Below are 12883 nucleotides of genomic sequence, written 5' to 3'. Positions count from 1 at the left end.
AGCGCATCGATGCGGTGGAGGCAGCGCTGAAGACGGCGCTGGATGGAGCGGGCGTGGATGAGGCGCCGGGCCCCGCACCGGCACCACCCGCAGCCAAGACGCGAGCCAGTGCGCGCCCGGCCCCTGCACCGACTACGCCAACCTCGCCGCCCACTGCCTCGGGCTTTGAGGACATGGACGACGATATTCCGTTCTAAACACCAGGAGGCCCCAGGACGAGAGCAGGCTCGGAGAATTTTTTGCCAGGCTGACACAAGGACGCCTGCGCGCTGTGATTCAATCCACGACTTTGCCTTTTTGCCGTGGGTTCAATTTCTCTTCGGGCGCGCACATGGCGCCCTGCCTTCGCAGCACTGGTCGCTACCGTTGCTGCCGTCCCTCTTCTCTTTGCTGCTCCCTCTGCTGATGCCCGCTCCAACTGAAGTCACTTTGCGAGCACAGAGCGGTCATCGCAACCTGCTAACCATCTGAATTGAGCCCGCTAGATTGTCGGCCAGGCCTCATCAATTGAGCTGACCGAGCGTCGACGCGGCGGCGCGGCAAGAACGTGCCAAATCCTTGGCAAAGGTAATGGTCAGCACTGCAGGAAACTGTGGAAATTCATCCGCATGATGAATGCCGTTCACGAACTGCACCACGTCTGAAACCGTCACCATCAAGTTGCGGGAAAAGATGATTTCCGCAGGTGTTGCTGGAAACTTCTCTTTCCCACGGGATAGCAGTGCCGTCAAGGAATACTGCGGATCAACGGAACAGGCGGGGCTCAACCCGAGCGCCTCCGACGCATCGGTGGTGAGTTTTTGGCGTTGCATGGGTGGACAGTCGCGCCACACGCGGGCGAAATGTGAGACTATGAAGCTGCTATCGATTGCACCGCCCGGTCTGAACTCGCTGCCGCTCCTCGCTTGCAAACCTTGGCGGGAGCTGGCGATGAGATCTGCAACGTTCACCGGAGCCTGGCCAGTACCTACCACCGTCATGAGCGCATTCGCCGCAGTCGGATTCGATTGGAAGACCACATTAAGCCGATGACAGAGAGCCTGCTCCAGTTCGAAGAGTGCGCTGTTGATGGCGGACTGCGGGATATCTGGCGAGCCCAGCGTCAAAGTAATTGCAGAAAAAACGCTCTTGACTTCGGCGGTCAATATTTCGCACGGCCATTGCGGAAACCAGTCCGGCAGCGTCACCGGCGATGAAAGCTGCGGGATACCTAAGGGCCTCTTGGAAACGAGTACCAAGCTGAACTTCTGACGATCCCCCACTAGTTCCCGGTTCTCGGGGACGAACCAGGCTTCGTTTTCTTGGATGGTCAGGTTGAGATCGTCAGAAACACCATTCGCATCATGAAAGCGGTTCTTGTTGACCAGTGCCACTAGGATAGGAAGGCCCGTGAAGCGCGTTGCCAGCTCTGCCGACAGCTCCTGGCGCGAACTCGTCGCCTCGACCCAGAACACTTCTATCTTTTCTGTCTGCTGCTGGTGAAATTGGATGAGCGAGGCCGCAATGGTGTCTGGACTGAGCATAGAAAAATACGAATTTAGTGTGCAACACCGACAGCCGCGGAAATGCGCGCAAGCAGCGGAATTTTCGCTCTAACTTGGCCATCGCAAATCTCAATGAAATTGCTTTCCGCAGCACTAGCGAGAAAAGAATTACCGGTATAGGCGCTGAGTTGGGAACTCACCAGCGTGGAGTCGACATATTCCTCGGCGCGTTGGAAACTCATCGCGCTCGTACTCGGGCCTCCACTGAGTGCCAGATGACGCAGGAGTTTGTAGGCCGTATGTAGCCACGGCCCTTGCTCGATACTTGCTTCCGATAGAGCCTCACTGGCCGCCCCGCGGAAGAACTTGTAATGCGCGCTTCTTCCGATCGCGCCCAATGTCAATTCGTTGACGGAATATTCCTCATAGAGTGCTCTTGTCAGACGCGTTTCGCTAGGAATGATTTGCCGCTTGATGAGCCAATCGACAATGTCGCGCAGAAGGTTAACGGCGAGAAATGGATGGCCACCGGTCTCCTCGAATACGGCATCCACGAAAGAGGTGTCGAAGGTCAGCGTCTTCTGGAAGGTTCGCCGCACCAATTCATGGAACTCGCTTTCCGGCGAACCGGTTTCGTGACTGAAGAGCGGATAGGGCTCCTGCTGGACATATGCACTCAGCTGGTTCTGGTCCATGAAGATGAAATGTGCATTGGGCTGCTGGCCTAGCAGGATCAGCAGATTCTCGGTCGCAAACTCCACGAACTGGTCGAGCAACGGCTGCACGACCAGCGCACGCGCATCCTCGCTACGTCGACCCATGACCCGCAACCAGCCAAACAGGCGGTCGTATTCATCGACGATCAGGATCGAGCCACGGTTCTCTTGCACACCCATCGGCGCCGCACGCGCCACGATGTTGCGCAAAAATTCGCGCGGTAGAGGCGCCGCACGTTCGAGCGCATCGCAGACCTCCTCGAACAGCATGCGACTGGTTTTATCTCCACCGGTCATCTCGCAACGCTGGAACACGGCGTTTCGCTCGGCAATGCCGCTGGCCAGTTCGCTCACGCCGGTGGTCTTGCCACTGCGGCGGACGCTGCACCACAGTAACACTCCGGTGCGCGTGGACAGCGTCGTCTCCAATGCCCGCACACTGGGCCGATCCACCCGGAAAAACGACATGAGAGAGGGATTTTCGAGAGGAAAACGCTCCGCGATGTTGGTCTTGAGAGGTATGCTGGGTTGGACGACCACCGTGTTCTCGTAGAACCGTAGTCGCAAGCGCGAAAGCAAGAAGCCGACGGAGTTGACACCCTCGTCCGGCATCGCCACGACGATGCCCTTGACTTCCTTGGTGGGAAACGATCCTTTCCAGTAATCCTGCACGGGCTTGGGCGTCAGGCAGGCGATATAGCCAAGCTTAACCCGGCGCTCGATCTGATTCCGGAGCCCTCCGCCACCACCAAGGATGCCCAATTCGAGCGGTTTTGTGTCGCTGGAGTCAGCCGGAGGCCGCAGAGTCAAATCGATCGTGACATCGTCGATGTTGACCATCGTAGAGGTCACCACCACGGCATCCACGCTGCTTTTGGCGGATGCATGGTCAAGCTCCTGCGCAAGCAGTTCCAGCGGACGTCCGAGAATGGGCGCAATGGCAGAAAGGCTTATGCTCTGGTTGAGCAAGTTGAGATCGGCTTCTTCGAGAAGCGGCAATACATGGACCCAGGACTTTGCGGTGCGTGCCAGAAGCTCCTGCGCGTTGAGCTCTCCGAGCTGTGAATCCAGGAAGCCGATCAAGATGCCCCGCAGCATGCGGGAAGTTACCCTTCTCAGTGCGCGACAGCCCTTCGGTTCGGAAATCCGCGAAGTTTCATCTGCATAGATTTCCACCGGTAGCGCCAGGAACGAACGCAGCCCTCCTAGAGCCTTCGCCACGGCGGCATCCGGCGTCGCTTGTCCTTGCAACATGACCCTGCTAAAGCCTTTTGTGAAGATCTCGCGCGAATGCTCCTGTATCGCAGCGCCCACTTCGGCAAAGGCAGTATCGGGGTCGCTGTTGCTGCGCAGCAGATCCACCGTATCAGCCATGATCGCCTTAAGCTCGTCCCGGTAGTAGGTCGACCACTGGAAGATGTGCCACTCACTGAGCTCTGCGAACCTGCCCCCTAACGAATTGATGAACTGATGCAGTCGAACCGCGTGTTTGGATGGGTCGGCAGGCGCTTTTGTGTCTTCAATCCGACCAAGTCGGCTGCTGAGCTCCTCACCAAGCATTCTTCGCTTTTTGGGCATGAAGCGACCAATGATCTCCTTGATCGGATCATGAAGTCGCTTGATGTCAACCTGGCTGCACTGCTGGAACAAACTGATCAAGTTGCTGAAAGCAACGTTGTACTGATGCCGGGAAATCAGTTCTTCAGCTTCGGCAAGCACGGCCTCGATGGACTTTGTCATTTCTGCTATGGGGCTGATGGTCGATTGGTAGTAAAAGAAGAGAGTTGCCGGCAAGGACATCGTGCAGGGAGCACTATGCCTATTCCACCCACAAAGTTAACGGCTCAAGGCGCACCGTCAGTGAAAATCGATGGTAACTCACAGGGGATCAATATCTCAGGCAGAACCGCGCCAGTCAGCCGCTGCGCAATGTGATGAATGTCAGGAATCGATGGCGGCAGTAATTGCTTGGTCAGAACTTGACGGCAACAATCAGCCTGAAGCGGCCCGGCCGTAGGGCGGCAGAGCAGCGATTGCGGTCCCCCGGCCGCGTTTTACCAATGCGAGCTGACCGTAATAAAGCGGCCAATCGGCTCAACCACCGCTGGCAGCGCGGAAATCGGAGATACTTTGTGGAACAGCCCGTACGGCGGCGCGCCGGAACGGTTCCCCCATCAACGGCAAGCGCGGCATGATCTCCATCCCGATGCGACGCTCCTGAACACCATCGCGGCTGAACAGTTGTCTAAAAGAGGTGCTTCCTCATCGCTGGCACCTGCGCTAGTTGAATCTTTCTTCATCGGCGTGCCGGCGTCAAGATAGCGCGACCAACCGCTTACACCACTTCGATGTGCCAGCCCTTGCTCAAGAGTGCTGTTCGCAATTCTGGCGGAACTCGCTCTTCGTTTGCAGCCAGGCACAACAACGCCGCGGGGCGGGACATCGCAACGTATAGATTCCGCATTTGGGCTTGCTGTGTCTTTGGGAGCTTGTCGAGCTTCTTCGAGGCAATCCCGGCGATGTATTCCAGCCCTAGCGCGAGGTCAAACTTCCTGCTGGTGCCACCGTAGGATTCAAGGACCAGGGATGCGGAGTGCGTCTCGCCTTTCATCCCGGCTGTCGTGCCCAATCCAAACTCAAGACTCCGTCCCAAGTGAGAGACCTGACACCTCGTCGAGGCGGGCGAGCTCGTCGTCCCTTGCGTTCCTAGCTCATCAAATACGCTCAGAGCTGAGAACTCATCAAACTCGAGTTCATCCGGGAGATACGGCTTGAGTCCTACATACACAAGCTGGATGACCGCATCGCGCTGATCCACGACACAGAGCCGCTCGCCAGAAATCGCCAGGTGACGGGTGAGACCTTCAATCGGACCTGATGCCCCGAACTCTCTTGCGGCCCGAGGCAGCGCACGCGCGTCTCGAACGCAGTCCACCAGAGGCGCCCCTGCCGCGCGAAGCACAAGCAGCAGTGCCCTCCGGATGTCGGAAACACGCGAGTGGAGCGATGCCTCCAGCTGGGTCTTCTTTGCATCCCCGACGAGCCCCCAGAAGCGTTCAGAGCGCATGCTGGTGATTTGCTGGCCTTCACCATAGGCCGGCCAATAATCCACAAGATGGCGCCCAGCCGCAACCTTCCCTTCTCCCGACTTGCGAGTGCACATCGCCTTCACCTCGCGGGCCGCAGCTTCTTCCTCAGTTAGTCGGTCGATGACTAGGCGGCCAAAGTGCGGCAAGACCTTGGCTGCATCTGTCGTGGAATACAAGAGTAGGGTCGGCGCGTGGGTGCCAGCCCCCTCTCCAACAACAGCATTGCCGCTCAGACGCACGCTGCCCACCGCACTTGCGATGGTCGGACCAAACCGCTTGCTGGTGCTGATGCAGCCGTACCCTCCCCGTGGGAACGTGAGGAGGTCAGCGTTCTCCTCGTCCGAGAGAATCTTCTGGTCTACGTCCCCGAACCGTTGCATCACCGACTGTCCATCGAAGATGCGATTCAGGAAGGACTCCTGGTCCCAGGATGTGTCCTGCATCTCGTCGATGAAAACCATTGGGAAGCGCCGATGAACGACGTCCACGAGATGGGGACAGGTCTTGAGCGCTCGGTCGGCATACGCAAACATGTCCCGATGCCGAAAGATGCCATCCTTGGTCAGCATCTTCTTGAGCGTCATCAGCGACTTGTACGACGCCGTGTGCGAGCCGGGCAGTGTTCCGCTCTCTACTTGCACCTGCAGGTCCGCAGTCCGATAGAACAAGGACGTGGCAATGCCGTCGCCATTGTTCTGGTTCTCCAGATACACGCGCAGGCCCGAGAACATGCCCAGCTGAAGATGCGATTTGGCCTTATCGACGAAGACGACGTCATCGATGACATCGACCTTCTGGCCCAAGCTTCGCAGCATAGGCATCGCGAAGAACTGGTTAATGAAGGCATGGATGGTGCCAACGAAATGGGGATAGCTCAGGAGCTGCGCGCCCTCATTGCTCCCCGCCAGGCGCCGCGCAATCTCGTCCCGCGCCACGTTGGTGTGGCTGAGAACACAGATGCCGCATCGCGCATGTGGCCACTTCTTGGCCAGCAAGAGTAGCTTGGCCGCAAGCAATGAAGTCTTCCCGCTACCCGGAACCGCATTGAAGTCACGCGAACCATTCTCCAGCAGCGCGCTCCGACGTTCCACATCATCGAAGTTCAGGTCCTTAGCTAGGGTCGCTAAGTCGGCCAGGTCCGCCGGCTTAAGGGTGACCGCTCTCACGCTCCATTCCCCTGCGCCCCACCCATCGACGCGCTTGGCGGGACGACAGGGGCCGCCGGCGCGGTTCCAGCCTGACCATGTGTCTGACCACTGGCCACGACGGTGCGTTGCGGGGTCGTCACGGTTGGAATGGTCGGCGGAACTGTCGCGAACGCCGCAGGCAACGGAGTCAGCGTGGAGCTTGGGACTGACGTTGCAGGTCCGGGCTCGGTGAGCGCGGTTGGCGCTGTCGCTCCTGCGCTGGCCGTCGCCCCAGACTTCGCGGCTGGAGCGATAGTCAAGTGGGAGAGTGCTGCCTGCAGGTACGGAGGCAATGCCTTGAAAAGGTCTTCGCCCGTTCCATACTTCCCCGTGCAGACGAGATGAGCCGCGTACTGGGCCGTGATGGCCTTCGACGCGTCCTTCTTTTGGAGCGGCTTGTAAATGATGGCCGCGAGCTCCTCCTTGGTGTACCCGGCACCTTCCAACGAGGTCCAGCTCAACTCAGCTTCGGCCAGCGTCGCTGTCTCATCGGCTTCTTCAAGGCGTTCATCGCGAGACTTTGCCTTGGCTGCCAGAGAAATCGCCATGTGCATCAGCTTCGCGCAGCCATGTAACGCTAGGTCAAACTCAAGCGTCCAGCGGTCTGACACACACACGATAGTCTTGCCGCCTTCAGCTCGTTCCTTCTTCCTCTGCACTGCTGCAGCCATCTCCGGCGCCGAGTAGTCGGAATCGAAGCGCTTCCCCTTGGCGGGTTTGGCGACGTACGTCTTCGCGACGTCGGGCACGATGTCCCGGTCCGTCAGGCAGACCACTGGGATCGGAATTTCCGGACCGGTTCCCTCACGCTGAAGGATGCGAGCGTAGTGATACAGGCCGGTGTGTCCGACGTTGACCATCGAAACGCCATGCTTTGAGAACGACCGCCCGCACATCTCAGAGATAGCGGGAACCAAGATAGCTTCAGCGGGTCCCTCGACCATCATAACGCCGCGGGCGAAGAATAAGTTCGCCTTGGTCGCGTCGATAAAGCGGCGCAGGAACGAGTAATCGGCGCGGTTGAGTTTTGTCTTTCCGGCGGCCAGCGGGAAGGTCTGGGCCTTGTGCACCAGCGTCATGTCTTCTATGCGCGCGGTCGACACCAGCGAAGGGCTATGGGTCGTCATGATGACCTGCACGCGTTTCTCTGCCTGTTCCTTGTTAGAGTGTTCCTTCAGAAGATCCATCACGCGCTCCTGCAGCTGCGGATGGAGGTGAGCCTCAGGCTCTTCGACGAGCAGGAGAGCGAGCTCCTCGCCGCCCCTAAGCAGGACCAGCTCGGTGGCCATGAACAGCGCGTTGTTGTAGCCAAGGCCCCGCGGACAGCGTTCGTCCGGATGGATGTGCGCGCCGGGCAACAACGACAGTTCGAACCGTTCAAGGATTGGCGTCAGCGACAGGTCGGGAGCGATGCGGATGCGCGACTGAAGTTCCTCGCCGGAGAACGCAAACTGGCCGAGGTAGTTGTCGTTGATATCCTTCTCTACGCCCTTGACGACCTCATGCTCACCCAGGTGGTGCTGCGCGAATGCCATCAAGCCGACCAAGCGCTCAGGAACGTCCTTGGGCGAAGCTTTGTCGAAGTCGTTCATCTCCTGGCCTGCGATGTCGTTATGGGCGCCAAGAATCTGCGAAAGACGCGATTGACGGCCTGGTCGCAACTCCGCTTCGGCGTCACGCAGAGGCCTCAGGTAAGTTGCGCGCACAAGCTCTCTGACCGCATAGCCTACCTCCGGTCCCGTGCCAGCAGCGCCGGTTCGAACGACGGTGTCGACTCGCGCTCGCTTTGTCGCTTGCGGCGGATGGTAGCGCGCCTCGAGATGAAGAATGAGCGAGCAGGTTCCGTCCGCGCCTAAGGTGAGCCATTCGAGAACCGATGCCTCTTGATCTGGGCTCAACCCACACAGAGTGGCTTCGATGCCGAGTGTTTGGGCGCGGCTTTTGCCTTCAATGTGGAAGTCCTGCTCGAAAAGCCTGACAGGCTCATAGCTTGTTGTCAAAAGTACCTGTCGGATGGCATCAACGATGCCGGTCTTGCCCGCATCGTTCTCACCAACAAGGATGTTGAGCCCAGGATTGAGCTCCCAGTTAAGTTCAGGCGCAGTCGTGCCGTCCCCGAACGCGCGATAGTTGCGCGCCCGAATGTGCTTTAGGTACATGCTCTCTCCCCACTTGTTCGACGGCATCACCTGCGAAAGTTTGCAGGCTCCCTCCGACTTTGGTTCTCGCTTGCCGCTAAGGTCATTCACGCCCTAGCGATGTCGCCGTCACTGTCTCGCCCCACGGAACTAGGCTCCGCAACGGATTGAATCGCCCCGGGGCGATTCAGATAGGCCCCGCAGTTGAGGTGGTTGGACGCGTTCGGCGTCAAACGTCTTGGCGAGACCGCAACACTATCACCTCTCCGCGCCCATTCTGAAGAATCGAAAGCCCACATCGAACGTCCGCTTGTGCTCGTTGCTGCCGTTTGAGTGGCCGTTTGCGACGGACTCTGAGCAGCCTGGTGGCACCGCTGCGAGGGGAAGGCGGCTCTGCTGCCGGAGAGGTCCACTGTGGCTGAACTCATCACCGACCTATAGCGGGCAACTCGATGGCTGATGAACGACTGGAATAGGATAGACGGTGCTCCCCCGAGGTTTTTTGCCTAAAGGTAGCCACTGGCCGCCAGAGATCGATATAGCCGTCGCTGAACCCGGTCTGCTGCCGGGATCAAGGACACTTAGTTGCACTGGAAGATGTGCTGGAGGTGTCGAAAGCCAAGGTTTAGACAGCAGCCTAGCGTGAGATGAGAAGTTACTCGGTTCACTGTGGAGGGATATGCATGACAGCAAATGCCAACGAAAAGGTACCAGCTAGAGCATCGATTCTTGAATCAGAAGCCGCTAAGGCCTGGGTTCGTCAATTCGGACTCCGCGATCAGGCGCTCGCAGCCGAAATGCTTGGCAACTTTGTCTTTGTCTCGCGGGACGAGTTCGCGACCGGTCTGAGAGACCAAGTCATGCTCCACGCGGATTCAGTCGATGGTCCCATCGGGTTATACGCCGAGCGAGAGATGAGGCATCGACTTGGAGTTCCGCATCGGTTGTTTAAAGAGACTAGAGGCAAAGTCAAGCGTGCGTATGGCGTCGGCCCTGCCCCTGTGAAAGCCACGAAGGCATACCAACCGGAGGTTGGCAGCGAGGGGATCGTTGCCCAACTCATCACGGACCTCTGCCGTGCTCATCCAAAGCGGTTCCTAAACCATCCAGGGCCAGACGACATTCGCAAAAAGCGAGCCCGGGCGTTTTGGGTGCTAACCGACTTTGTAGGGTCTGGCAAACGTGCGCACGGCTACCTGTCAGCCGCATGGAAAGTTCGGTCGGTCCGAAGTTGGAAGTCATACCGCTTCCTGCAGTTTGGTGTGCTTGCCTATGCGATGACGCAAGAGGGAAAAGACCGCATCAATTGCCACCCGTGTAGGCCCTTCACGGCGTGCGTTCAGCCATGCCCAACAATCTTCAGCGCGTTCGGCAGCGCCAAGGCGGACGCCTGCGCACGATTATGCGAGAGATACGACCCGGTTGGCCCAGATTCAGACTCAGTCCAAGGCAACCCTGCTCTGGGATATGGCAGCGTTGGCGCTCTATTAGCATTTGCCCATGGAGCGCCTAACAACACTCCACGCATTTTTCACAAGACATCGAAGCAGGCCAAGGGCTGGATTCCGCTGTTCCCATCACGAGTCACTGCCGGGCTTCCGATCTCGGGGTTTGGACGGAGCCTCCGCCCTGAAACAATTTCGGCTCGATTGGAAGCGCTCGGAAATACTGTTTTGGCCAAGTCACCGGCCGCAAGGGGTGCCCCTGTCGAGGTAAAGAAACGCTACCTAGTGCTGGCAGCCCTGTCCCGTGCTCATCGCGGTGATGACATACTGGCCATCAAAACTGGCCTTTCGACTGCAGAGGTCACGCAGGTCTGTCTGGAGCTTGAGGGACTTGGCTGGATAGGCAAACGTAGAGTCATAACGGACGCCGGATTGGGCGAGATGAGGCACCTTCGTCGCGCTGCGATGCAACGGGAGCAGCGCGCAGACGCTATTGCTCAAGCAGTCAAGCCACCGTACTATCCTACCTCGTTGAGAGCGCCGATTCTTTTGTCTAGTTGAAGAAGTGGCTTCGGCCATGGAACCATACCTTTTGGTACCGGACTCAGACTACTGCAGCTCCTATGGAATAGCGTCCGCTTGCGGCCAAGGTCGCCCGTCACTCTTGCCGTGGCGGCGACTTCGGAGAGCGACGGGCGATCTCACCCCCTCGGGGGTCAAAGTAGATGGAAAACTGGCGCCCTCAACACTACCAAGCCGCGGGCCTCAGCCAAGGGATATCGCCTGATGTTCTGGCTGCGGCGATTCAAACTGCGAAGGTCATCCTTCGTGTCAATCCGAGACTCCAACCCGTTCTGACGTTGCGGCATCTCGCGTATCTGACGGATTGCGACTATGGATATTTGCGCGCCGTCATCGGCCGGGGCATCGAGAACCCTTATCGGGTATTTACGATTCACAAGCGGCCCGGTCCGAGCGGCAACGCTCGGTTTCGCACGATTTGTGCACCAGACTCCCAATTGCTAAAAGTTCAGCGATGGCTGGCCACCAATGTTCTAAATCATGCAACCGCAGCAGTCCACTCTACGAGTAAGGCGTTTGCCCCCGGCTGCACGCTCATGAAGGCGGCTGAAGCCCACTGTGGCGCTCGTTGGCTCATCAAGGTGGATGTTCAGAATTTCTTCGAGTCGGTCTCCGAAATCGCGGCGTACAGGGCATTTCGGAGCCTCGGATACCAAGCGCTGGTGTCATTTGAACTAGCTAGGCTGTGTACCCGTCTGGGGCACAACACGCCACGGCGTGGTCATGCGCAGTGGTTGCACAAAAAGGCAGCGGTTGCCTACAAGATTAGTAAGTACAACCATTCAATGGGAAGAATGGGGCATCTGCCCCAGGGGGCGCCAACGAGTCCAATGCTGGCTAACCTAGCCATGCGCGCAGCGGATACCGAGTTCGACAACCTCGCTCGCATAGACGGGATGACTTACACGCGGTACGCGGATGATTTGGTCTTCTCGACCTGCGACTCGGGATTCACCCGCGATAAAGCAGCCGCAATCGTAGGTTCGGTATATCGGATTCTTGGGAAGTATGGCTTTTCGCCAAATGTCGCCAAGACCGAGATCGTCCCTCCGCGCGCCAGAAAAATCGTACTTGGCCTGCTGGTCGACGAGCCCTCTCCACGCCTGCCCAGGGAATTCAAGGAGAAGATGCGTATGCATCTTTACTACCTGCACAAAGATGGAATTGGGCCTGCTCGCCATGCTACCAAGCGCGGTTTCATCTCCGTGGCAGGCATGCGTAACGTCTTGTACGGCTTAGCGGCCTTTGCCACGCAGATTGAACCGACCTACGGTGCCAGTCTTCGCCAAGACCTCGATGCCATTCCTTGGCCGACCTAAGTTTTCCAAACGCAGCGAGGCAGTGCAAACGACATCGGTCTTGTCAAAGACGGGGCCTAGGAGAAGCAGACCTCTGTAGAGCCTATCGCGAGCGACTCAGTTTAGCCTTGAGCGAGCACCCGGAAACCTCAAAAGCGAGAACCCCGGGCCCAAGCCGAAGCGCAGGCCTTGGCTGCCATGCGGCAAGGGCGCCTCTCAAACGGCCAAGGCAATTCCCGGCGCCCAGTACAGCTCCAGGCAAAACTCGACAAAAGTACTGAATAAGTTGCGGAGCGATTCACCCGCTGAGCGGGCCGCATGCCTGCGCCTCTAAAGCGAAAGCCTGGGGTCAATTGTTCATCTCAAGGGGTACGGAACGCACGCATGGAGCATTGCTCTACACATCCAGTTCGCGCCGCTCCTGCCCCTGTCCACCCGGCTGCTGCTTCGCGGAGGTCATGCCGCTGGACGAGCCACCTCTGTGGAACCCGCGGTCCCGCGCCATGAACGCCTCCAGCATGTGCGGAACCAGTGCCACGGCATCCACCGCCTCCCCATAGGTCTGCGCATGCAGCGCCGCGTACCGGTCCAACTCCGCCTTCAGACTGGCCGTGCACGTGAAGGTCAGTTTGACGCTCTCCGTCCTGGGCAGCGGCCCCAGCCGCAATTTCCTCGGAGTGCTCATCGCGCCCCTCCCCTGCCGCCATTGACGAACAACGGCTGATAAGGCCGCAACACCAGATCCCGGTTCACGATCACCCGCACTGCCAGCCCCGGCCGCGCGGTCAGCGTGGGCTGCAGGTTCAAGTTACGACGCGTCATCTCCTGTCCCACCTGGTTCACACTGTCCTGCAGCCCATCGCGCCCCGCGATCACCACACGGTTGCCGTTCTGCCGGTTCTCGGGAGCGGCTAGCTCGGCGCCCACCCCCAGCAAGGTCGTCA

General features: G+C 58.6%; 8 protein-coding genes and 1 pseudogene. 3 read left to right on the top strand and 6 right to left on the bottom strand.

The annotated features are described in order from the left end of the window. Window positions 1–197, top strand: a pseudogene (locus NFX52_RS26335) (hypothetical protein); the annotation flags it as partial. A 306-nt stretch (window positions 198–503) separates the two neighbouring features. Here the strand turns inward: NFX52_RS26335 and NFX52_RS26330 are convergent. The 4 genes from NFX52_RS26330 to NFX52_RS26315 form a co-directional block, all read right to left on the bottom strand. Next, window positions 504–1523: a hypothetical protein gene (locus NFX52_RS26330; protein ID WP_252635884.1), complete on the bottom strand. Its 1020-nt coding sequence runs from the start codon at window positions 1521–1523 to the stop codon at window positions 504–506. 14 nt (window positions 1524–1537) lie between these two features. Beyond that, window positions 1538–3940, bottom strand: a complete 2403-nt coding sequence (locus NFX52_RS26325; RefSeq protein WP_156358843.1) for a hypothetical protein — start codon at window positions 3938–3940, stop codon at window positions 1538–1540. Between the two features lie 595 nt (window positions 3941–4535). Beyond that, window positions 4536–6455, bottom strand: a complete 1920-nt coding sequence (locus NFX52_RS26320; RefSeq protein ID WP_055401559.1) for a UvrD-helicase domain-containing protein — start codon at window positions 6453–6455, stop codon at window positions 4536–4538. Further along, entirely contained in the window at window positions 6452–8635 is a 2184-nt protein-coding gene (locus tag NFX52_RS26315; RefSeq protein ID WP_082437610.1) for an ATP-dependent nuclease, read from the bottom strand. The genes NFX52_RS26320 and NFX52_RS26315 overlap by 4 nt, the downstream gene beginning before the upstream one ends. Window positions 8636–9261: 626 nt before the next feature. Between NFX52_RS26315 and NFX52_RS31345 the strand changes: the two genes are divergently transcribed. Both NFX52_RS31345 and NFX52_RS26310 read left to right on the top strand, forming a co-directional pair. Beyond that, window positions 9262–10620, top strand: a complete 1359-nt coding sequence (locus NFX52_RS31345) for a phosphoribosyltransferase-like protein (protein ID WP_435301299.1) — start codon at window positions 9262–9264, stop codon at window positions 10618–10620. Window positions 10621–10784: 164 nt separating this feature from the next. Then, window positions 10785–11960: a reverse transcriptase family protein gene (locus tag NFX52_RS26310; protein WP_082437609.1), complete on the top strand. Its 1176-nt coding sequence runs from the start codon at window positions 10785–10787 to the stop codon at window positions 11958–11960. A gap of 376 nt (window positions 11961–12336) precedes the next feature. Here the strand turns inward: NFX52_RS26310 and NFX52_RS26305 are convergent, their stop codons facing one another. Beyond that, the gene (locus tag NFX52_RS26305) at window positions 12337–12624 is read right to left on the bottom strand and encodes a DUF2274 domain-containing protein (RefSeq protein WP_055401565.1); all 288 of its coding nucleotides are present in this window, start codon (window positions 12622–12624) and stop codon (window positions 12337–12339) included. Next, a partial coding sequence (locus tag NFX52_RS26300; RefSeq protein WP_289781633.1) for a TrbI/VirB10 family protein occupies window positions 12621–12883 on the bottom strand: 263 nt, incomplete at its 5' end. The genes NFX52_RS26300 and NFX52_RS26305, both read right to left, overlap by 4 nt.

Origin of the sequence: Acidovorax facilis (assembly GCF_023913775.1) — a bacterium.
Lineage (GTDB): Bacteria > Pseudomonadota > Gammaproteobacteria > Burkholderiales > Burkholderiaceae_C > Acidovorax > Acidovorax facilis.
This window is presented reverse-complemented; position numbering and strand designations above follow the sequence as displayed.